Source organism: Luteococcus japonicus (assembly GCF_003752415.1).
GTDB lineage: Bacteria > Actinomycetota > Actinomycetes > Propionibacteriales > Propionibacteriaceae > Luteococcus > Luteococcus japonicus.
In genome coordinates, this window is sequence record NZ_RKHG01000001.1 from 1,189,369 (window position 1) to 1,211,320 (window position 21,952).

General features: G+C 69.2%; 18 protein-coding genes and 1 pseudogene. 10 read left to right on the forward strand and 9 right to left on the reverse strand.

Features of this window, described 5'->3' with window-relative positions:
• The first annotated feature begins 4 nt into the window (after window positions 1–4).
• Window positions 5–1,702: a TM0106 family RecB-like putative nuclease gene (locus EDD41_RS05830; RefSeq protein ID WP_123575249.1), complete on the forward strand. Its 1,698-nt coding sequence runs from the start codon at window positions 5–7 to the stop codon at window positions 1,700–1,702.
• Window positions 1,703–1,709: 7 nt separating this feature from the next.
• Here EDD41_RS05830 and menD read toward each other — a convergent pair whose 3' ends face one another.
• The 5 genes from menD to EDD41_RS05855 form a co-directional block, all read right to left on the reverse strand.
• The gene (gene menD / locus EDD41_RS05835) at window positions 1,710–3,356 is read right to left on the reverse strand and encodes a 2-succinyl-5-enolpyruvyl-6-hydroxy-3-cyclohexene-1-carboxylic-acid synthase (RefSeq protein WP_123575250.1); all 1,647 of its coding nucleotides are present in this window, start codon (window positions 3,354–3,356) and stop codon (window positions 1,710–1,712) included.
• Window positions 3,353–4,297: an o-succinylbenzoate synthase gene (locus EDD41_RS05840; protein ID WP_094764106.1), complete on the reverse strand. Its 945-nt coding sequence runs from the start codon at window positions 4,295–4,297 to the stop codon at window positions 3,353–3,355. Before EDD41_RS05840 ends, menD begins: the two co-directional genes overlap by 4 nt.
• Before the next feature lie 35 nt (window positions 4,298–4,332).
• Entirely contained in the window at window positions 4,333–5,811 is a 1,479-nt protein-coding gene (locus tag EDD41_RS05845) for a D-glucuronyl C5-epimerase family protein (RefSeq protein ID WP_123575251.1), read from the reverse strand.
• A 67-nt stretch (window positions 5,812–5,878) separates the two neighbouring features.
• Window positions 5,879–6,754 carry a 1,4-dihydroxy-2-naphthoate polyprenyltransferase gene (locus tag EDD41_RS05850; RefSeq protein ID WP_123575252.1) on the reverse strand — a complete coding sequence of 292 codons (876 nt, stop codon included), beginning with the start codon at window positions 6,752–6,754 and terminating at the stop codon, window positions 5,879–5,881.
• 5 nt (window positions 6,755–6,759) lie between these two features.
• Complete coding sequence (locus tag EDD41_RS05855) at window positions 6,760–7,839, reverse strand: AMP-binding protein (RefSeq protein ID WP_123575253.1); 1,080 nt, start codon at window positions 7,837–7,839, stop codon at window positions 6,760–6,762.
• A 40-nt stretch (window positions 7,840–7,879) separates the two neighbouring features.
• On the opposite strand from EDD41_RS05855, the gene EDD41_RS05860 reads away from it, so the two are divergent.
• The 8 genes and pseudogenes from EDD41_RS05860 to EDD41_RS05890 all read left to right on the forward strand — a co-directional run bounded on the left by EDD41_RS05860 (window position 7,880) and on the right by EDD41_RS05890 (window position 15,553).
• A complete protein-coding gene (locus EDD41_RS05860; RefSeq protein WP_123575254.1) occupies window positions 7,880–9,169 on the forward strand; it encodes an MFS transporter in 1,290 nt (429 codons plus the stop codon).
• A gap of 40 nt (window positions 9,170–9,209) precedes the next feature.
• Window positions 9,210–10,751, forward strand: a complete 1,542-nt coding sequence (locus EDD41_RS05865; protein ID WP_123575255.1) for an inositol monophosphatase family protein — start codon at window positions 9,210–9,212, stop codon at window positions 10,749–10,751.
• 43 nt (window positions 10,752–10,794) lie between these two features.
• Window positions 10,795–11,796: a dihydroxyacetone kinase subunit DhaK gene (dhaK, locus tag EDD41_RS05870; protein ID WP_123575256.1), complete on the forward strand. Its 1,002-nt coding sequence runs from the start codon at window positions 10,795–10,797 to the stop codon at window positions 11,794–11,796.
• A 28-nt stretch (window positions 11,797–11,824) separates the two neighbouring features.
• Window positions 11,825–12,406 (forward strand): dihydroxyacetone kinase subunit DhaL, encoded by a 582-nt coding sequence (gene dhaL, locus EDD41_RS05875; protein ID WP_123576882.1) that lies wholly within the window; start codon window positions 11,825–11,827, stop codon window positions 12,404–12,406.
• A 25-nt stretch (window positions 12,407–12,431) separates the two neighbouring features.
• A pseudogene (gene dhaM, locus EDD41_RS17430) lies at window positions 12,432–12,833 on the forward strand (dihydroxyacetone kinase phosphoryl donor subunit DhaM); the annotation flags it as partial.
• 39 nt (window positions 12,834–12,872) lie between these two features.
• The gene (locus EDD41_RS17435; protein WP_281273179.1) at window positions 12,873–13,739 is read left to right on the forward strand and encodes an HPr family phosphocarrier protein; all 867 of its coding nucleotides are present in this window, start codon (window positions 12,873–12,875) and stop codon (window positions 13,737–13,739) included.
• A 10-nt stretch (window positions 13,740–13,749) separates the two neighbouring features.
• Window positions 13,750–14,685: a 2,3,4,5-tetrahydropyridine-2,6-dicarboxylate N-succinyltransferase gene (gene dapD, locus EDD41_RS05885; RefSeq protein ID WP_123575258.1), complete on the forward strand. Its 936-nt coding sequence runs from the start codon at window positions 13,750–13,752 to the stop codon at window positions 14,683–14,685.
• A gap of 4 nt (window positions 14,686–14,689) precedes the next feature.
• Window positions 14,690–15,553 (forward strand): hypothetical protein, encoded by an 864-nt coding sequence (locus tag EDD41_RS05890; protein ID WP_123575259.1) that lies wholly within the window; start codon window positions 14,690–14,692, stop codon window positions 15,551–15,553.
• Here EDD41_RS05890 and dapC read toward each other — a convergent pair whose 3' ends face one another.
• The 4 genes from dapC to EDD41_RS05910 all read right to left on the reverse strand — a co-directional run bounded on the left by dapC (window position 15,554) and on the right by EDD41_RS05910 (window position 21,280).
• Entirely contained in the window at window positions 15,554–16,684 is a 1,131-nt protein-coding gene (gene dapC / locus EDD41_RS05895) for a succinyldiaminopimelate transaminase (protein ID WP_281273095.1), read from the reverse strand.
• Complete coding sequence (gene fdxA, locus EDD41_RS05900) at window positions 16,681–17,001, reverse strand: ferredoxin (RefSeq protein WP_094764094.1); 321 nt, start codon at window positions 16,999–17,001, stop codon at window positions 16,681–16,683. Before fdxA ends, dapC begins: the two co-directional genes overlap by 4 nt.
• Window positions 17,002–17,098: 97 nt before the next feature.
• Complete coding sequence (locus EDD41_RS05905; protein ID WP_123575260.1) at window positions 17,099–18,817, reverse strand: VanW family protein; 1,719 nt, start codon at window positions 18,815–18,817, stop codon at window positions 17,099–17,101.
• Window positions 18,818–18,877: 60 nt separating this feature from the next.
• Window positions 18,878–21,280: a M1 family aminopeptidase gene (locus EDD41_RS05910; RefSeq protein WP_170165258.1), complete on the reverse strand. Its 2,403-nt coding sequence runs from the start codon at window positions 21,278–21,280 to the stop codon at window positions 18,878–18,880.
• 49 nt (window positions 21,281–21,329) lie between these two features.
• On the opposite strand from EDD41_RS05910, the gene EDD41_RS05915 reads away from it, so the two are divergent.
• Window positions 21,330–21,911 (forward strand): maleylpyruvate isomerase family mycothiol-dependent enzyme, encoded by a 582-nt coding sequence (locus EDD41_RS05915; RefSeq protein WP_094764157.1) that lies wholly within the window; start codon window positions 21,330–21,332, stop codon window positions 21,909–21,911.
• Window positions 21,912–21,952: the final 41 nt, after the last annotated feature.

The following is a 21,952-nucleotide window of genomic DNA, read 5'->3' on the forward strand; positions in this document are numbered from 1 at the left end:
CGCAATGGCCATCATCCTGGATCCCTATGCGGCTCGGTCCTGCCCGGTCAAGACCCAGAACCGATACGACCCGACGCTGCAGACCCCCCAGAGCCAGCCCGATGAGGCCCTCCAGGAACTCTTCGCCGGAGGCAAGGCCTTCGAGGACGAGGCGCTGGCCGGCCTCGCCGGCACCAGCGACGTGCTGGACCTGCGCGAGCAGACCGATCGCGAGGTGGCCGAGCGCTGGACCCTCGACGCCCTCGCCGCCGGACGCGCCGTCGTGATCGGTCCCCAGTTGCCCATCGACGTCGCCGGCCACCGCAAGGGCCAGCCCGATGCGCTGGTCCGCGGCCAGGACCAGGCCGACGGGCGCCCCGGGTACCGCCCGGTGGAGGCCAAGCGGCACCGGGTGCTGGAGATGACCAGCGCCGAATGGCTCTGCCAGTTCAGCCGACTGGATGCTCCCACCGTGGACTTCGCCCACAGCGGCCTGACCTTGCGCGGCTCCCGCGAGGGTGACCTGCTGCAGATGGCGCACTACTGGCGACTGCTGGAGGCCTCGCGCTGGGCCACTGGAGGGGCCCCCACTGCCGGGGTCATCGGTACGGACCAACCCTTCGGTGGGCACCAGGTGGTGATCAGCTGGGTGGACCTGTCCCGCAAGTTCCTGCGCACCTTCTCCCGCACCTCCTCGACGGGCTGGAAGCTGCGCAGTGCTCTGGAGCGCTATGACCATGAGTTCGGCTTCCGGGTGAAGGTGGCGCAGGTGGCCAGCCGTCGATGCGGCGGCGAGGACGACCCGCGCGGCATGGTGGCACCGATCGTGATCCGCGAGTGCGACCACTGCACCTGGTGGGAGGCCTGCAAGCCACAGCTGCTGGATGACGACCTGAGCCTTCGGATCAGCAAGTCCCCGCTGGACGTACGCGAGATCAGCGTCTTGCGCAGCCGGGGCATCAACACGCTGGCGGACCTGGCGCACACCGATGTCGACGAGCTGCTGCCGGACTACCTGCCCGAGGTGGCCCACCGGCAAGGTGCCGAGTCCCGGCTGCGGCTGGCGGCACGCCGCGCCTCCCTCATGCTGGCGGGGGTTGAGCTGGAGCGGCTGACCACCGAGCCCATCGACCTGCCCGAGGTCAGCCTGGAGATCGACTTCGACATCGAGACCTCCGCCGGGGACAGGGTCTACCTGTGGGGCTTCCTGGTCGACGACCGCAGCACCGAGTCATCACCCTTCTACAAGGCCTTCAGCCGCTTCGAGAAATTGGACAACCATTCCGAGGCCGAACTGGCCGCAGAGGCGATCCACTGGCTGGACCGGGTGCTGGCGGAACGCCCCGACTGCTTGGTCTACCACTACTCGGACTACGAGGTGGTGCACCTGATGCGGCTGTCCAAGCGAACCGGGGACCCCGAACTGGTGGCCGCGGCGAACCGGGTCCGGGAACACTTCGTGGACATGTTCACCCTGATGAAGGGCCAGTTCTTCGGCACCAACGGGCTGGGCCTGAAGGTCGTCGCCCGCAGCGGGCCCGGCTTCGAGTGGCGCGACGAGGACCCGGGCGGTCTGAACTCCCAGAAGTGGTTCCGCGACGCGGTCAGCGGCCCCGACGAGCTGACCCGTACCGAGGCCACCACCCGGGTGCTGGAGTACAACGAGGACGACGTGCGCGCCACGCACCAGCTGCGGGCCTGGCTGCGCGGGCTCGACGACTGAGGCCAGCTCACAACGCGGCGAGGCGCTGCGCCCAGGCCCGGCGGCCGTCACGGCTGACCGGGACGACGACAAGCTCGGGGCCGCGCACCGGGACCCGGATCCGTTGGCCCAGTTCCTCCAGGTCCGTGACGGTGGCCACCTTCCAGCCGTGCGCCGCGGCCAACGCAGCAAGATCAACATCATGCGGGGTCGCGAAGACCCTCTCGAAGCCCGCCTCGTGGGCCGGCCCGCCCTGTTCCAGGGTGTGGAAGATGCTGCCGCCCCGATCATCGGGAACCACCAGCCGCACGAGCGGCCTGTCCTCGAGCCGGCCCAGCCACAGGCCGCCGGCATCGTGCAGGAAGGTGAGGTCCCCCAACAGGCAGGTGGTGGGCTCCCCCAGCGCCAGCGCGATACCGGCCGCGGTGGAGACCACCCCGTCGATGCCGGCCAGGCCACGGTTGGCGTAGACCCGGGTGCCCGGCACCTGCCCGGAGAAGAGGGCATCGGGGACGGGCGCCAGGTCCGCGTCACGGATCGGGTTGGAGGAGCCCAGCACCAGCACCTGCCCAGCAGTGCGCTCGACGACGAGCGTGGCGACCTGTTGGGGTGTGACCACCGGGTCCTCCCCGACGGCAGGACGGGCGGCCAGTTCAATGCGAGTCTGCATGTCCAGGTCCGCCGTCAGCCAGTGGTTGAGCCAGTGGTCATCCTGACAGGGAGCAAGATCAACATCGTCGACGACCCGACCGGCGGTGAAGCCGGGGTCCGACCATCCGGCCCCGTCGGCGACCATGATCACCTCGACGTCATCGCGGCGAAGGAGTCTGGTGACGGGACGCGACAGCGTCGGATGTCCGAAGACGAGGACGCGCTGGATGCGGCCTCCAAGATCATCCTTGCCCAGCAGCAGCCGATAGGTGCTGATCGCCCGCCCGACCCGGGCATTGCTGGACGGTTCGGCGAGCAGCGGCACCTGGCCGTGTTCCGCGACGGCGGCGGCGAGCCTGCCCACCTCGGGGCGGGCATCACCCGCCAGGACGACGGTGCGCAGATCACCATCCAGGCTCAGCGTCGGCCCAGCCCCGGAGGGCTCGAGGTGCCACGGCCCGGGCGCGTCGAGCACCTCGTCGGTGGGCATCAGGGGCTCGTCGAAGTGCAGGTTGACCTGCACAGGTCCCGGCATCCGGGTCCGCTCCCCCACGGCCCGGGCGAGGGCCATCCGCAGCTGGAAGCGCCAGGCCGCCGGCTGCGCGTCGCTGGTCAGCTGCACCTGGTGGCGCACCTGCCCGGCGAACAGGCCGAACTGGTTCCCGGTCTGGTTGGCGCCCGAGTTGATCATGGTCAACGGGCGGTCTGCGGACAGCACCACCAACGGGATGCCAGCCTGGTTGGCCTCCATCACCGCCGGGGCCAGGTTGGCGACGGCGGTGCCGGAGGTGGTGACCACGGCCACCGGTTCCTGCATGGCCTTGGCCATCCCCAGCGCGAGGAAGCCCGCCGACCGCTCATCGATGCGCACGTGCAGGGACAGTACCGGGTCCGCTTCCTGTGCCGCGGCGTGCAGGGCCAGGGAGAGCGGTGCATTGCGGGAGCCGGGGGCCAGCACCACATGCCGCACCCCCGCCTGGCGCAACTGTTCGACGACGCACTGTGCCAGCAGCCAGGAGCTCATCGAGTGGCCTCGGCCATCCGCAATGCCCACGCCTCGACCCGGTCCGTGGGGGCACTGCACGCGGCCATCCGCACGGGATCGACGGCGACATCGGGCACGGGCAGGTGCCCGTCGACGGCCACCAGGGAATCCGTCACCACGTCGTCCTGGAAGAGGCGCAGGGTGTTCAGCCCGCAAGCGTGGGGAAGCTCGGGCAGGGCCGCGGCCAGCGCGAGGCCCATCCGGATGCCGATGCTGGTCTCCAGTGCGGAGCTGACCACCACGGGCATGCCGAGGTCCTCGGCGAGTTGCAGGCAGCGACGGACACCGCCCAGCGGCTGCACCTTGAGCACGGCGACGTCGGCGGCCTCCAGGCGCTTGACGCGCTCCGGGTCGCCGCTGCGCCGGATGGACTCGTCGGCGGCAATCGGGACATCGATCCCCCGGCGGGCAAGGTCGCGTCGCAGGCGGGCCAGGTCCTCGGTGTCCATCACGGGCTGCTCGGCGTATTCAAGATCGAATCGTCCCAGCTGGCGCAGGTTGTCGGCCGCCTCGTCCAGCGGCCAGCCGCCGTTCGCGTCGATCCGGACCCTGCCGTCGGGACCGAGCGCGTCACGCACGGCCTCGACGCGCGCCAGGTCGTCAGCCAGAGCCTGGTCCTTCTCGGCAACCTTCACCTTGGCCGTGCTGCAGCCGGATTCGACGACGATCCGGTGTGCCTGCTGGGGCCCCACTGCGGGCACGGTGCAGTTCACCGGGATGCGGTCGCGCACAGGGGCGGGGAAACCCAGGTCTGCCGCCTCGCGGGCGGCCTGCAGCCACGGCACGATCTCTTCGCCGGCGTAGTCCAGGAAGGGACTGAACTCGCCCCAGCCCGCGTCGCCGGAGAAGACGACGCCCTCCCGCACCGTGATGCCGCGAAAGCGGGTGCGCAAACCGATCTGGAAGACGTGCGTGGCCATGCCCACGACCTTAGCGGCCCGGCCCCGGGGCAGGGTCAGCGCTGCCGTGCCGCGCTCAGGCTTGCTCGTGAGGACGGCCGGTGGGAGGTGAAGTGCGCTCCCCTGACTTCCTCGGGAATCCAGAGACCCGCGAACTGGCCGCTGGTGGCACGAATGTACTGACGCCCTCCGAGATTGGCCCTGGCGTCGGCCAGGAAGGCGCTGTCGCGCGTCATGCGGGCGCGGCGCCTCTCCTTGCGAACGCCTGCCTCGTTGATCTCGTAGCCCACCAGGAGTGCTCCCTTTCCGATCACCGCCCTGCGGTCCCACCGGTAGTCGAAGCGGTCCGTGGCGTATCCGGTGCGGTACGCGTCCGGGCTCTCCTCGATGTGCCAACCGGAACGCGGACCCGAACTCATCAGGGACCACACGACCCCATTGGCACCCGTGAGAGTGTCCCGTGCCGAGGAGCTGACCTCCAGCGTCGATGTCGGCTTCCAGACGGCGGTGCTGCTTCCCTTCCTGAGCCGGTGGGGCCGGCCGCCGGTGACGCGCAGGGTGCCGGCCTCCCGCCCGGGGCAGGCGTCCCGGACCATCCGGTCGGTGACCTTGGCGAAGTCGTCGTACTGGGTCATGTTGTAGAGCCTGTTGTACAGCTTCGCGTGCACCGCATGGTAGACGTTCGACTGGTGGGTCTCATCCTTGTAGTAGTAGGACAGCCCCGCCGGCTTGCGGCACAGGTCAGCGTTGAACAGGGACGTGTAGATCGCTCCCCTCACCAGCTCGTACGCGCGTTGGTCCTGGGCGAATTCGGCGTAGCGCAGCAGGTCCCCCACGGCATAGATCTGTCCGTTGTGCACATGGCTCGCGTGTCCATCGGCAAAGGGATACTCCTCGAGCCACAGCATGCCGTACCGGTCCACGTCTACAATCCAGGGACGGCCCTTGGTTCGAGGCTGGAAGAAGGCATTGAGCAGCAGCTCACGGGCCTTCAGATACTTCCGGTCCCCGGTCAGCCGGTAGAGGCGCTCCGCCCCGAGCGGGAACTGGGACTGGCCGAAGGAGCTGTACCACGGGTCCGGCAACTTGCCGTGGGAGACCTCCCACGGGAACTCGTACTTGACGAAGGCCGAGCCACGATCCTTCGCTGCCCGGGACATCATGATGTCCATCACCTGGGCGGCGCGCGTGAGGTTGCCCCTGTTCCCGGTGTTCTCGAAGCTGGAGATGTGGTTGTTGATGTACCACCCGAGACGGCTTGGGTGCGCCCCCCAGTTGCCTCGCAACAGGCTGAGTGGCAGTCCCTCTGCATCATTCTTGAACCCGACATTCCAGTCGGGGGCCTGGGTGGTGGTGCGTCCCGGATCGGGGACGGGCCACCATGGGTCCGCGTGGAGCAACTTGGGCGTGACGAGACGCCGAAATGGAGGCAAGGAGGCCTCGGCCGTGGACGTGTCCAGACCGGTCAGGAATGCCGCACCAGTGGCCGCGGCACCCGCGGTGAGCAGGCCACGACGAGACAGCGCTGTCTTCATGACTCTCCCAGAGGGATGGTGACTGTGGACCACAACTTACCACCGGCGGCGGTCAGACGATGCCGATTCAGCGCAGCAAGCACCCGAGGAAGAGGCCGAGGGAGCAGGCGAGCTCGGCGAAGCCCGTCTGCTTGAGCACCGCGATCAGGGCCTTGCCCGTGGCACCGGACAGCACCGTGCGGGTGGCGGGCACCAGGAAGACGAGCATCAGCAGGCTGAGCAGCGCCCACCAGGTGGTGAGCACGGCCACGGCGACGCAACAGGCGACGTTCAGCACGCTCAACAGGGCGAAGAAGCGCCGGGTGCCGGCATCGCCCAGCCGGGTGGCCAGGGTGCGCTTGCCCACCTCTCGGTCCCCCACGATGTCCCTCAGGTTGTTTGCGACGAGAATCTGGCAGGCCAGGATGCCGATGGCGACGCTCGCCGCCAGCGTCGCCCAGGTCATGCGGCCGAGCTGCACATAGGTGGTGCCACACACCGCCACCAGACCGAAGAAGACGAAGACGAAGACCTCCCCCAGCCCGGCATAGCCATAGGGGTGCTCCCCACCGGTGTAGAACCAGGCCGCGAGGATGCAGGCGGCACCGACCAGAACCAGCCACCAGTGGCCGGTAAACGCGACCAGCACCAGCCCGGCCAAGGCCCCCAGAGCGAAGCAGCCGAAGGCTGCGGCCTTCACGGCCGCCGGGGTGGCGGCTCCGGAACCGACCAGCCGCATCGGCCCGACGCGGTCCTCGTCGGTGCCGCGGATGCCGTCGGAGTAGTCATTGGCGAAGTTGACGCCGATCTGCAGGGCCAGTGCGACGAGGAAGGCCAGCAGGGCGTATCCCAGCCGGAAGCCGCCCTCGTACCAGGCCGTCGCGGAACCGGCCAGCACCGGCGCCAGCGCCGCCGGAAGGGTACGCGGACGGGCACCCTCGATCCATTCACCAACAGTTGCCACGAGGCTCAGTCCTTCTGTTCCAGCAGCGCACCCAGCAGCGCCTGACGGTCAATCTTTCCACTACTGGTGCGGGGCACCACATCACACCTTGTCAACGCCTTGGGCAGGGCGGTCTTCCCCAGGCTTCCAGCCAGCTGCGTACGCCACCAGGCAAGGTCCTGCTCGGCGGTGGAAAGCAGGACCACCTTCTGCCCCCATTCCTCATCGGGCACCGCGACGACGGCGCTGGTGCCGGGAGCGAGGGCGTCGACGGCGCGCTGCACGTCGGCGAGGTCCACATTGACACCGCCGCTGATCACCACGTCGTCCATCCGCCCCAGCACGCGTAGCCGGCCGTCGATCCACTGGCCCCGGTCATGGGTGCGAACGGTCCTCCCGGACAGGGTGGCGGCCGTCAGCTCGGGGGCCAGCCGGTAGCCGCTGAAGGCCATGTCGCCATGGAGGTCGATCCGGCCGTCGTCGAGCTCCACCGTGACGCCGGGCAGCGGCTCGCCGTCCCAGACGCAGCCGCCGCAGGTCTCGCTCATCCCGTAGGTGGTCACCAGATTGAGGCCCTCGTCGCGGGCCGAACGCAGCAGGTCCGCATCCACGGCCGCGCCGCCCAGCAGGATCGCGTCGTACCGGGCCAGGGAGCGCAGCACCTCGGGGCGCTCCATCGCGCGGAAGAGCTGGGTGGGGACGATGGAGATGGCATTCGCGCCCGGGGCCGGGTCCAGGTCCGACAGGTCACTGGACGCGAAACGCACCTGACGGCCCGCGATGTGCGCACGCACCAGCACCATCAGGCCCGCGACGTAGCCGGTGGGCAGCACGCAGGTCCAGCTCATCGGGCCCAGACGCTGCTGGGAGGACTCGGCGGCCGCGAGCAGCGCCCGCCGGGAGAGCACGACGCCCTTGGGCACGCCTGTGGAACCGCTCGTTGACACCACCACCGCCGCGTCCGGCTCGGTCACCGGGAGCTCCGGCCGCAGCATCGTCAGGGTTCGCTCGGGATGCTCCCCCACGGGGGCGAGCACACGGCGCCCGGCGAGCGCATCGGGCAGCAGTCCGGGAACCTCGTCGGCTGTGCAGGTGGTCAACTTCACGCCCCGACGTTAGCGCTGACTGGTCGGTTAGTGTGGCGACGTGAGCCAGACCTTCTCCTCCCTCGCCAATCCGAACTACCGCACATGGTTCCTGGGAGGCCTGGTGAGCAATGTCGGCGGGTGGATGGCGCGCACGGCCCAGGCATGGCTGGTGCTGGTGGTGCTGACCGACGGCAATGCCCAGGCCCTGGGTTACCAGACGGCGCTGATCTTCCTGCCGGGCCTGCTGCTCAGCCCCGTGGCCGGCACGGTGGCGGACCGCTTCAACAAGCGTCACATCCTGCTCGCGAGCAGCACCCTGGGAATGCTCAGTGCCCTGGTGCTGTCGACGCTGACCATCACCGGGCACGTCCGGCTCTGGCATGTCTTCACCCTGTCCCTCGTCGACGGGCTGGCGATGGCCTTCGACAATCCCGCCCGTCAGGCCTTCGTCAGCGAGGTGGTGCCCTTCGAACACCTGCCGAATGCGATCAGCCTGAACTCGGCCAGCTTCAACGCGGCCCGTCTGCTGGGCCCCGGCATCGGCGGCGCGTTGATCGCCTGGGTTGGCACCGGCTGGGTGATCGCCGCCAATGTGGTGGCCTTCGCCGCCATGATCACCGCCCTGCTCAGCATGGACGCCGCGCTGTTGCACCCCGCGAAACCCACATCCGGCAAGGGTGGCGGATTCGTGGCAGGGCTCAAGTACGTGCGTCGCCGCCCGGACCTGATGGCCCTGCTCACGGTGGGCCTCGCCGTGGGCGGACTGGGCTTCAACTACAACATCTCCAATGCCGTGATGGCCACCGAGGCCTTCCACCGTGGCGCCGGGGACTACGGCATCATCGGCTCCTTCATGGGCATCGGTGCCCTGGTGGCAGCCCTGTGGAGCGCCCGACGCGGCAGCCCCCGGTTGCGGCACGTGCTGATGGGCATGGTGGGCTACTGCGTCTTCAACCTTGCCAGCGCGCTGAGCGGGAACTTCTGGCTCTTCGTCCTGCTGCAGATCCCGGTCGGCTTCTTCACCATCACCGCCCTGGTCACCGGCAACTCCCTGCTGCAGACGGCCACCACGCCCCAGATGCGCGGCCGGGTGATGGCGCTGTGGGGCCTGACCATCATGGGCATGGCTCCGATGATCTCGCCCCTGGTTGGCTGGATCGGTGACCGCTTCGGGCCCCGGTCCACCATTCTGTTCGGCGTCATCGCCGTCAGCATCATGTTCGCCCTGTTGACCGCGACGATCATGCGCCATGACCGGATCCGGGTGCGACTGGACTGGCACAAGCGAGCGCCGTGGATGCGGATCGAGCGCCTGATCAGCCAGGACGTGAGCGAGGTCCGTCGCTGAGTTCACCGGCTGGTCACCCGTGCCGCGTAGCGTGCCCTGCATGATCACCGTCGTGGCCCACCGGGGCGACTCCGAATCTGCCAGGGAGAACACCGCGGAGGCCTTCGCAGCCGCCGTGGAGGCCGGTGCGGACGTGGTGGAACTGGACATCCGGACCACCGGCGACGGGACCAGCGTGGTGCTGCACGATGCCACCCTGCTGCGACTGTGGGGCGTCGCGAACCGAGCGGACGAGATGGTCATCGGCCGGGGCATCCCGGTCCCCACCCTGGCGGAGACCCTGACACAGTTCGCCGAGCTCAACCGGAAGCGCCGTCACCCCGTCACGATGCTGATCGACACGGTCAGCATCCACGACGTGCGGGGGGCCCTCCAGGTGGTGCAGCGCTTCCAGCAGGGCCCCGATGCCGAGCTGGTGCCGATCAGCTGGTGCGGGGACACCGACGCGTTGCTGCTGGTGCGCGAGCAGTTGCCACAGGCCGATCTGGCCTACAACCACGATGGTGGGGAGTTGGACCTGGCGATGGTGCACCGGCTGCAGCCGTCGGCCATCAACGTCGAGTGGGTGCACCTGACCGAGCCGCTGGTGGACCAGGTGCACCGGATGGGCCTGGAGCTGGCCTGCTGGACGATCAACGACGCCGAGGCGATGAGCCTGGCGATCGACTTGGGGGTGGACCGGATCACCACCGACCGGCCCCGCCTGCTCCGACGCCTGCTCACGGGAGGCACCAGCCCGCTGGCGCTGGCCGGGCTGGAGACCCACGGCTTCGCCACGCAGGCAGGCATCTCGCTCGAGGCGGCGCGCTGGATCCGGGTGGCTCGCGACCTGGCGCAGTGGACCAATGCCTTCACCCGCACCGCCCCACTGGGCAACATCGGCAGCAAGGCGCACGCGGCGGACCTGGTCACCGAGGTGGACCTGGCCGTGGAAGGCCATGTGCGCGAGGTGATCGCTGAGGCCTTCGGCGGGGAGCACCTGGTGGTCGGCGAGGAGATGGGCGGAAGCACGCAGGACGGGCGGCCCACCTGGTACCTCGATCCCGTCGACGGCACCACCAACCTGGCCAATGGTCTGCCGTGGACGTCGATGAGCCTCGCGCTGGCCATCGAGGGCGAACCGGTGGTGGGCAGCGTCGCCCAGCCGGCCATGGGCCACGTCTTCCTGGCCGCCCGGGGCCTGGGCGCCACCCTCGACGGGGAGCCGCTGGAGCTGTCCCCGGTGCAGGCCCTGGCCGGGCGCACCCTGCTCACCGAACTGGACGCGCACCGCCGGTGGCCCGGCATGGACGGTTTCCTCGACGCCCTGGCCGCCGAGCACTGCACGGCCCGCATCATGGGCTCCGGAACGCTGACCCTGACCGGCATCGCCGCTGGCTGGGGCGCCGCGGGGGTGGTGCATCGTTTCAACCCGATCGACCACCTGGCCGGTGTCCTGATTGCCCACGAGGCGGGTGCCGAGGTGGTCGACTTGCAGGGGCAACCGACCCTCTTCCCCGCCACCGGCGGCGTGGTGGTGGCAGCCCCCGGCGCCGCACGAATGGTCGTGGATCTCCTGGAGCCCGCACGACTTACCAGCTGAGGGGACTCCCCGGGGGCCCCCGGACGGTGCTTTGATGAGGGGCATGAAGAAGCTCATCAACTCGGTGGACAATGTGGTCTCCGAAGCCCTGCTGGGCATGGAGGCTGCGCACCCCGACAGGTTGCGGATCGACCACGCCAACCGCGTCGTGCTGCGCAAGGACGGACCGGTGTCCGGCAAGGTGGGTCTGGTCTCCGGTGGTGGCTCCGGCCATGAGCCGATGCACGGTGGTTTCGTCGGGATGGGCATGCTGGACGCGGCCTGTGCCGGTGAGGTCTTCACCTCCCCTGTCCCGGACCAGATCATGGCCGCCACGCACGCCGTCGATGGCGGTGCCGGGGTGCTGCACATCGTGAAGAACTACACGGGTGACGTGATGAACTTCGAGATGGCCGCGGAGATGGCGGCCGCCGAACGGGGCATCCGGGTGGAGGCCGTCGTGGTGGACGACGACGTCGCCGTCACCGACTCCCTCTACACCGCGGGGCGTCGCGGGGTGGGCACCACGGTGCTGCTGGAAAAGATCGTCGGGGCCGCGGCCGAGGCCGGCCGGGACCTGGACGCACTCACCGAAATCGCCACCCGGGTCAACGGCCAGGGTCGCTCGATGGGTCTGGCCCTGACCAGCTGCACCGTGCCCGCCGCCGGCAAGCCCACCTTCGAGCTGGCCGACGACGAGATGGAGCTCGGCATCGGCATCCACGGCGAGCCCGGCCGCGAACGGCTTCCGATGGCCAGCGCCGCCCAGGCGGCCCAGATGCTGGTCGAACCGGTGCTGGCGGATCTGGACTTCACCGGTTCCCCGGTGATCTGCTTCGTCAACGGCATGGGTGGCACTCCGCTGCTGGAGCAGTACCTGATGTACGGCGAGATTGCCAAGGTCCTGCAGGCCAAGGGCGTGACGGTGGCGCGCAGCCTGGTGGGCAGCTACATCACGTCGCTGGAGATGGCCGGCCTGTCCCTCACGCTGCTGAAGGCCGACGAGGACATGCTCACCCTGTGGGATGCACCGGTGAACACCCCCGGTCTGCGGTGGGGTTGCTGACGTGGAACTCACCAAAGCGCAGGCCTGGATGGCCGACTTCGCCGCGACGATCTCCCAGAACGCCGCCCTGCTCACGGACCTGGACCGCCAGATCGGCGATGCCGACCACGGTTCCAACATGAACCGAGGCATGCAGGCCGTCATCGCCCTGGATCGCGACTTCCCGGACGCCGCCAGCTACCTCAAGAAGGCCGGCATGACGCTGGTCAGCACCGTCGGGGGTGCCTCCGGACCGCTGTACGGCACCTTCCTGCTCCGTTTTGCGGGAGCCCTGACCGGGCAGACCACCCACGACGCGGACGGCATGGCCCGCGCCTGGCGGGCCGGGCTGGAGGGCGTCATCTCCCGCGGCAAAGCCGGGCTGGGTGACAAGACCATGGTCGACGCCCTGCAACCCGCCGTCGAGGCGATGGAGGCCGAGACCTCCGATCTTGCCGTCTGCCTGACCTCAGGGCTCGCGGCCGGCGAGCAAGGACGCGACGCGACCACCCCGATGGTGGCCCGCAAGGGCCGGGCGTCGTACCTTGGAGAACGCAGCGCTGGACATCAGGATCCCGGTGCCACGAGCATCGTCCTGCTGCTCGAGGCTGCTGCACGCACACTCGCCTGACATCTCTCTCCTCGGGGGTTCTTCAGTGATCTCGATCGTCGTCGTCTCGCACAGCCGTGACCTGGCCGAGGCTGCCATTGACCTGGCCAGCCAGATGATGCAGGGCACGGGCCCCCGGATGGTTCCTGCCGCGGGTCTGGACGGCGGCGTGCTGGGCACCGACGCCGCCACCATCGCCGCCGCACTGGAGGAGGTCGACGGACCCGACGGAACCCTGGTGCTGATGGACCTGGGCAGTGCCGTCCTGTCCGGGGAGATGGCGCTGGACTTCGTGGATCCCGACGTCGCCTCCCGGGTACGACTCTCGCCGGCTCCGTTGGTGGAGGGCCTGGTGATGGCCGCCGTGACGGCCGCCAGCGGTGCCACCCTGGACGCGGTGGCCGCCGAGGCCGACCAGGCACTCACGGGCAAGCAGCAGCACCTGGCCGAGCGGGAGGATGCGCCGCAGGCCCCCCGCACCCCGGTGATGGAGACCGATCAGGCCCTGCAGTTCACCACCGTGATGCGTGCCAAGCACGGGCTGCACGCCCGCCCCTCGGCCCTCGTGGTGACGGCCCTGGCCCCCTTCGACGCCGAGGTGGAGTTCGTCGCCCCCAGCGGCGACTCCTGCGACGCCAGCTCCATCACCCAACTGCAGGGTCTCGACCTGGGGCAGGGCGACGCTCTCCTGGTTCGCGCCAGCGGACCCCAGGCACGCGAGGCCCTGGCCGCCATTCAGGAACTCGCGGATCGTGACTTCGGCGATGCTCCGGACGCGCCGGAACCTCAGCAGCTCGCCTACCTGGAGCTCGACCCGGACGTCGAGGCCTATGAACCGGCCGGCAACCGCGAGGAGGAGCTGCTGCGGCTGGAGAATGCCCTGGCCAATGCCGACGGCTTCATCGAGGGACTGGCCGCCAAGATGCCCGAACAGGGGGTGACCGGGGCGGTGCTGGGAGCCATCCGCGCGATGCTGCACGACCCGGTGATCGAGAAGGGCTGCAAGGAACGGATCGGCGAGGGACGCACCGCCATGGATGCCGTCCAGACCACCTTCGATCAGACGATTGCCGTCTTCGCGGAGATGGAGAATGAGTACCTGCGGGAACGCGCGACGGATCTGCGTTCACTGGAGCGGCTGCTGGTGAAGTCCCTGATGGACTTCGAACTCGCACTGCCGGAGATCCCCGCCGGACAGGCCCTGGTGCTGGAAGAGTTGGATGCGCTCACCGCCGCGCAGATCGACCCGGGCCAGGTGCCGCTGGTGGTGGTCCGGGCCCACGGAACCACCGGCCACGGCATCATCATCGCGCAGGACCGCGGCCTCCCCGTCCGGCTGGGCGCATCCGGCTAGGCTGGGGCGCATGACTGACGCGACTCGTGCTGCCTGGGGCTGGGGCCTCGCCACCATCCATTCCTCCGGACAGGTGCTGGACACCTGGTTCCCCTCGCCCGCACTGGGCACCCCCGCCGAGGATGCGAAGGCACCGTCGTCGATGATTGCCGCGCGGACCACCGACGGCGACCGTCAGGTGCGCATCGAGCTGGTCAAGACGGTCATCGACCTCGAGGCCGCTCCGGCCGACGTCAGTGATGCCTACCTGCGCCTGCACCTGCTGAGCCACCGCCTGGTCCAGCCGCACGGCCAGAACCTTGACGGCCTGTTCGGGGTGCTGCCCAATGTGGTGTGGACCTCGGCCGGCCCGTGTGCGGTGGAGGGCTTCGAGCAGGTGCGCCTTCAGCTGCGCAACACGCGCGGCATCGTGAACATCCTGGGCGTGGACAAGTTCCCGCGGATGGTGGACTACGTGCTGCCCTCCGGCGTGCGAATCGGCGACGCGGACCGGGTGCGCCTGGGTGCCCACCTGGCCGAGGGCACCACCGTCATGCACGAGGGCTTCGTGAACTTCAATGCCGGCACCCTGGGCCACTCGATGGTGGAGGGCCGGATCTCGGCCGGGGTCACCGTCGACGAGGGCTCCGACGTGGGTGGCGGCGCCTCCATCATGGGCACCCTGTCCGGCGGCGGCAAGCAGGTCATCTCCATCGGCAAGGGCTGTCTGCTGGGCGCCGAGGCCGGCGTGGGCATCTCGCTGGGCGACAACTGCGTCGTGGAGGCCGGCCTGTACGTGACGGCCGGCACCAAGGTGCAGCTGCCCGACGGCCAGGTGGTCAAGGCCAGCGAGCTGAGCGGTGCCAACGACATCCTGTTCATCCGCGACTCGCAGACCGGCGCCGTGATCGCCAAGGCGCGCGGGGAGCACAAGATCGAGCTCAACTCCGCCCTGCACAAGAACTGAGCCCGTGGCCCGTCCCCGCAGATCCGCCGCCACGCTGGTGAGCCTGGTCGTCGCCGTCGTGCTGCTGGTGGCCGGCTTCGGCTGGCTGTGGAGCAAGATCACCGGCTCCGGACCCACGCTGATGCCACCGTCCGAGCAGTGCGTCGTCACCGTCGGTGAGGTGAGCGACGAGTTGACCCTGGAACAGGCCAGCAATGCGTCGGTGATCGTCGCCGAGGGGCTGCGACGCGGTCTGCCGGCCCGTGCCGCGTCGATTGCGCTGGCCACCGCCCTCCAGGAGTCGAACCTGCGCAACATCGACTACGGGGACCGGGACTCGGTGGGCCTGTTCCAGCAGCGCCCCAGCCAGGGCTGGGGCACGGTGCATCAGATCATGGACCCCTGGTATTCGTCGGGGAAGTTCTACGAGCACCTGGTGCAGGTGAACGGCTGGCAGGCGGGCGACATCAATGACGTCGCGCAGAAGGTGCAGAGGTCTGGGGTGCCCGACGGCTACCGAAAGCACGTCGAGGTCTCCAGGGCGTGGGCCAGTGCGCTGACCGGCCACTCCCCCGCGGCGGTGCGATGCATCGACCGAGGCGGAGACTCTCCGGACACCAAGCGGGCGACGGCCATCGTGCAGCGGGCCTTCAATGGTTCCGTGAAGGCCAGCCAGGGCCAGGCGCAGATCACACTGAACTCGTCGGATCCGACGAAGTTGTGGGCCGCCACCCAACTGGTGCTTTCCACCACGGAGACCACTGGGGTGACCGCGGTGAGCGTCGGGGACCGGACGCTGCATCTCAGCGCCACCGAGCTGGCCCAGTGGAGTGCCGCCTCGGCCGGCACGAAGAAGCCCACCGAGGCGACGATCACCCTGCGTGCGTGATCAGGCCTTCAGACGCTCGGCCGCCGCGTTGATCCGCTCGTCGGTGGCGGTCAGGGCGATCCGGACGTACTGGCCACTCTGGGTGCCGTAGAAGTCGCCCGGGGCGGCCAGGATCCCGCGCTCGGCCAGCCAATCGACGGTGGCCCGGCAGTCCTCGCCGCGCGTCGCCCACAGGTAGAGCGACCCCTCGGAGTGGTCGATGGTGAAACCGGCCTCCTCCAGCGCGGGGCGCAGGATGGCGCGGCGCGCCAGGTAGCGCCTTCGCTGCTCCTCGACGTGCGCGTGGTCGTCCAGCGCCGCGGCCATCGCGTCCTGCACCGGGCCCGGCAGCATCATGCCGCCGTGCTTGCGCAACTCCAGCAGTTCCATGCAGAGCTTCTCGTCGCCGGCGACGAAGCCGCCACGGTAGCCGGCCATGTTGGACCGCTTGCTCAACGAGTGCACCGCCAGCAGGCCGTCGGCCGAGCCACCACAGATGTCCGCGTCCAGCACGCTGTACGGCTCCGCGTCCCACGCGAACTCGCCGTAGCACTCATCACTGGCCAGCACCGCACCGGTCTGGCGGGCGTACTCCACCCAGGCGCGCAGCTGGTCCTTGGACAGGATTGCGCCGTGCGGATTGGCCGGGGAATTGATCCAGACCAAGGCGGGTGTGCCCTCAATCTGCGACGGGTCTTCGCAGCGCTGGATCTTCGCGCCGACGATCGCGGCACCCACCTCATAGGTCGGGTAGGCGGTGCTGGGGATGACGACCAGGTCGTCGGGGCCCAGGCCCAGCTGGGTGGGAATCCAGGCGACGAGCTCCTTGGTGCCCACCACGGGCAGCACATTGCGCTCGGTCAGGCCCGACGCCTTCCAGCGTCGCTCCAGGTAGCCCAGGATGGAGGCCCGCAGCGCGGGGGTGCCCCAGACCGTGGGGTAGCCGGCCCAGCGGGTTGCGGCTGCCGTGAGCGCGTCGACGGCGACGGCGGGCGTCGGGTCCACCGGGGTGCCGACACTCAGGTCACAGATGCCACCGGGATGCGACTGGGCCGTCTTCTTGGCCCCGGCCAGGCTGTCCCACGGAAAATCGGGCAGGCGAGACGCCACCGGCGCCCGCCTGCCCGATTCCATGGCAGGTTCGGTGCTCATTCGCCCTGGGGCGGGAGAGCGGCGACCACGGGGTGGTCCTTGTCGATGGTGCCCAACTTCGAGGCGCCGCCGGGCGACCCGACACCGTCGAAGAAGTTCACGTTGACGTCGTAGTACTCCTTGAACTCCGCGGGAACGTCATCCTCGTAGAAGATGGCCTCCACCGGGCAGACCGGCTCACAGGCACCACAGTCCACGCACTCCTCGGGGTGGATGTAGAGCATGCGGTTGCCCTCGTAGATGCAGTCGACGGGGCATTCCTCGACGCAGGCACGGTCCTTGATGTCCACACAGGGCTGCGCAATGACGTAGGTCACTGGGGTCTCCTCAAAATCATGAAGTTCGTGGGATGAAACTCGCGGTCGGCGCCGCATTCCAGCGTCGATGGACCAACTCTACAACGCTGTCACAGCGTCACTTGCAGGTGATCTCGTCCGTGGGCGAGTAGGTCCAACTGTAGGGTTCGCGCTTGACAACGCTGCCGCCCTTGTAGAAGAGGCGGGAGTAGTTGACGGTGAAACCGGGCGATGCGGCCTGGGCGTGGCAGTTGTCACCCGAGCGCTCCAGCTTGCGTCCCGTGGTGAAGTTCGACTTGTTCAGCGCAGTGGACTCCACCTTGTCGTAGACCGGTGTGGACCACACCTTCACGGTGATGGAACCCTTGTTGCCGGGCGTGGCCTTGTTCACATAGGCCTGCATGATGGCGCCATAGGGGCTGTCGTTCTTGAACTTCACGTCGATGCTGCCGTAGTAGAGCGTCGCCTCGCGGCCCGCCGGGTAACGGTCGAAGTACATCGTGTGGGGCTGGTGCTCCACGTGCTCCAGCCCGGAGAAGAACAGGGCGTTGAAGACGGTGGTACCGCTCTGGGAGATGCCGCCGGCATTCTCCTTGACCATGTGGTCGCCCGAGATCACCCAGCCGTCGACGAAGCCCGAACCGGCGGTGCGCGGCCCGATCGTGTCGTTCATGCTGAAGGTCTCACCGGGCGCGATGTAGGTGTTGTTCACCCGCGCGGCAGCCACCGAGAGGTTGGTGTTGCGGTACTCGGCGTAGGGGAAGGTGGTGGTGAACTCGCCCGTGACCTTGGTGACCTTCGCCTTCTGGGCCGCCGCTGTGGTGTGCTCCGGCTCCTTCTTGGTCACCGGCATCTTCAGGGTGCGCTCGGCGCCGGTCTTGGTCATGGCCGGAGGCACGAGCTTGTCGAAGGCCTTGCGGTCGATGCCCTCCCCCGGCTTGCCGGGGACCAGCGTCGGCTTGCCACCGGAGAGTTGCCACTTGGCGTCCTGCGGTGCCTTGAGACCCAGCGGTTCGGCCTTGCGCTCGGCGGCCTTGAAGAGCTTGTCCAGGTTGGGGGTGGCGACGAAGTTGCCGTCCTTGGTGCTGATGGTGGTCAGCTCACCGATGCCGGGGCCGGTCAGCTCCACCTTCTTGTCCTTGCCGACGTCGAGCAGCAGCGGTGCGCTGACCCGCGGCTTGAGGTCCTTCTCCGCGAAGGTCTTGGCCTCCGCGGTGGTCAGCTCGGGTTCGGCCCTCGTGATCGGCGCCTCGACGGTGGTGCTGGTCAGCCAGGCCTTCTTGACGGCCTTGGTTGCGGCGTCCAGGTCCAGCTCGGTGCCGGTCACCCCGTCGGTGACGGTGATCTTCTCGCGCTGCATCTCCACCGTGGCGTCGACGGGCTTGGCGGCGAAGGTCTTGGCCTGGGCATTCACGGCGGCCTGCAGGGCCTTGTCGTCGACGTCGGTGACGAGCTTCATCTCGCCGCCGCCGCGCAACACATTCCAGATGTGCGAGGGGTTCAAGGACTTCCCAGCGCCCGCCTGCTCGATCGTGGCGGCGTAGTCCACGCGCATCCCGGCCTGCGCAGGGGTGATGGTGGCCTTCTTCGCTCCAGCCGCGAGGGTGATGGGAGCGTCGGCGCGCTTCTGCAGCGCGTCCTTGAGGGTGGCGGTGGCCTGCTCGGCATTCTGTCCGCCGACGGAGACACCCTCGACGGAGGCATTGCGCGGCAGGTCGTCGCCCGCCATGGCGTAGCCAGCGCCGTAGACGCCGGCCGCGAGAACGGCCAGCGAGCCCAGCCCGAGGGCGGCCCAACGGCCACCGCGGCCCTTGCGTTCAACGTCGGTGGAAGTCACAGATCGGTCCCCTGACCAGCCGGGGGCGCGCACCTGGATCGCGCCACAGTGTCCACCAGTCTACGACGCACAACACACTTTCCAGCTGACGGACTGACGGACCAGGTCGTCGAATCCGTCGGCCAGGGTGCGCCGCACCGTCGGGTGGACTTCTGGATCGGCCAGCGTGCGGCGGGCAGCGTCGAGTACATGTTCGTCGGCGACACCGTGTGGGAAGCCGGCGCGGACGGTGCCCGTCAGCCCCCACCCCTGGCGCAGCCGCGAGGTCTGGCTGATCCCGGCGAACCACTCGACGGCCAGTGGCTGGACCAGGGCGTACTGGCCGGGCAGGAAGATGCCGGCGGCGATGGCGGAGACCTGGTACGCACTGGCCTGCGCGTCGTGCAGCACCCGGTCCAGGGCGGCCCGCTTGACCGACGACGCCGGGGCGCTGGCGCGGGCGGTGAGGGCATGCAGCTGGCCTGAACTGGACGGGTCCCGGGCCAGTTCGTCATCGACGAGCCGGGCGTCCTCCCCCAGGGCCACCAGGCTCTGGATGGCTCGCCAACGTTCCTCCGGGCCCAACGGCCGCGGCGTCTCGCCCGCCAGCAGTCCGTGGAGCACGTCGGTGTGAGTGGTGCTGGCGATCACGGCGCGCTGGGCCAGCAGGTGGTGGTCGCCCTTCGGCTCGGCCCCCTCCAGCAGGTGCAGGGCGGCGTCAGCCAGCCGCGCGCCCCGTGCCGGGCGCACATCTGGCGGTGACCAGACGGTGGCGCAGGCGTGGGCCAGGTCCAGTGCAGCCGCCAGCAGGGTGGCATCCGGCTCGACAGCTGCCATGGCCAGCAGCTGGTCCTGCAGCGCGCCGGGTGCCACCCGCGCATCGCGCAGGGCGTCATGCAGCAGGCCGAGCAGTGCGGCCCGCGGGGTGGTGGGCAGCCGATGGGCCGCGACGCTGGTCAGATCCGCCCCACCGACGACCAGCGGCCTGATGCTGGCCCAGGCGGTGTCATCGGCGTCGGGAAGCACCAGGTCACCCGGCTCGTGCCGCAGGTCCAGCGGCGTGAGGTCGTCATGGGCGACGGCGCGACGCTCGTCGCGCAGGCTTCCTTGCGGGGTGCGAACCTCGACGTGCAGGGCGTGTGGCCGGGGCTTGGGGGTGCCGACGCGTTCCAGCCGCAGCGGCCCGTCGAGAACCTGGATGCGGTCGGGTCCGCTGGTGGTCAGCCAGGCGTCCCACCAGTTGTCGAGGCCGTCGACGCCCTGCGCCCGCCACGCATCGACCAGGTCTGCCCTCGAGGCGTTGCCGTGGGCATGGGTGGAGATGTGGTGGCGCAGACCCGCGAAGAAGGCCTGGTCGCCCATCCAGGCGGCCAGCTGGCGCAACACGGCCGCGCCCTTGGCGTAGCTGATCCCGTCGAAGTTGGCCAGCGCCGCGGTGGTGTCCTCGGCGCCATTGCCCGCGACGGGGTGGGTGTTGGGGCCCTTGTCGGCGGCCAGCCCCCAGGTCTTGCGTCGCAGTCCGAAGTCCGCCCACAAGGGGTACTGCGTGTGCTCGGTGCAGATCCGGTGGCCCAGGTATTCGGCGAAGGACTCGTTCAGCCACAGGTCATCCCACCAACGCATCGTCACCAGGTCCCCGAACCACTGGTGGGCCAGCTCATGGGCGATGGTCCCGGCGCGGGAGGCCCGCTGGGCCTGCGTGGCCTGGCCGCGGTGCAGGAACTGTTCGCGCAGCACCACGCAGCCGGGGTTCTCCATGGCGCCGGCGTTGAAGTCGGGGGCGAAGACCTGGAGGTAGTCACCGAAGGCATAGGGGATGCCGATCAGGTCTTCGTAGGCCGCCAGGCACGCGTTGGTCACCTCGAACAGGTCCTCGGCGTCACGGTGCAGTTCGTCGGACAGGCCACGACGGGCAAGCAGACCGAGCCTGCCCCTGGTGATTTCCACCCAGGGTCCCGCGACCAGGGTCACGAGATAGCTGGCCAGCGGCTTGTCGGTGTCGTTGCCGCGCACGATCCAGCCGTCGGGGGCCTGGACGTCGAAGCTGTGCCGTGCCTTCTGGTCGGGCTGGTCGACGGTACAGAACCAGCGCGGTGCGGCATCCAGGAAGCTCATCGCGTACAGGTAGGTCCCGTCGCCGGCCGCGTGGTGGCGGTGCAGGCCTTCCCCGTCGCTGGAGAAGCGCATCGTGGCCGTGACCTCGACGATGTTGTGTTCCGCGAGGTCGCTGAGCCGCAGGCGATTGCCGTCCCAGTCGGGTTGTTCGACGAGCACGCCGTTGACGCGAACCTCGTGCAGGCTTTCGGCCTTGAGGTCCAGGAAGGTGCCAGCGCCGGGTTCGTGGCAGTCGATCTCCAGGCGGCTGCGGCTGCCGAAGGTGGGGATGTCCAGGTTGTCTGCGGAACTCAGGTCCAGTTCCACCTGCACGCTGCGCAGCGTGATGGTGCGGGAGCGTTCGAGGGCCTCGTCGTGGCGCAGAGTCATGGCACCATGCTCGCACCACTGGGCTTGCAGTATGGGGCAGACTGGCGGCATGAGCGAGAACCGCAAGGACGTGGCCGCGCGACACGAGGCCGTCTGCAAGAACTTCTCCCGGATCGTTGACGGGGTGCGTGACTGGAGCGCGCCCACGCCCGTCGAGGGCTGGCAGGCCGTTGACGTCGTGCGCCACCTGGTGGAGTGGTCCCGGGGAATGTTCGGTTCGGTGGAGGGCGTGACCTTTGGCCAGATCGGCAGCGTCGACGCCGACCCGGCCGACGTGTGGCGCCACCACTGCGAGCAGATGCAGATGCTGCTCGAGAACTCCAAGGCCGACAACCTGGTGCTGGAGAACGAGCACTTCGGCAAGCAGCCGCTGGTGGATGCGGTCGCCAACTACTACGTGCCCGACGTGTTCATGCACAGCTGGGACCTGGCCACCGCGACCGGGCAGGAGTCCGGGCTGGATTCCGCCATCTGCCACCAGATGCTTGAGGGCATGGAGAAGCAGGAGGAGATGCTGCGCGCCTCGGGCCAGTTCGGCACCCGCCAGCCGGTGGCCGACGACGTCTCCAGCGAGCAGCGGCTCGCCGCCTTCATCGGCCGCGACCCATACTGGGCCCCGCCGGCCGAGTGACCGACGAGGTGGCGCTGGCCGGCGGGAACATGGTGTCCGTG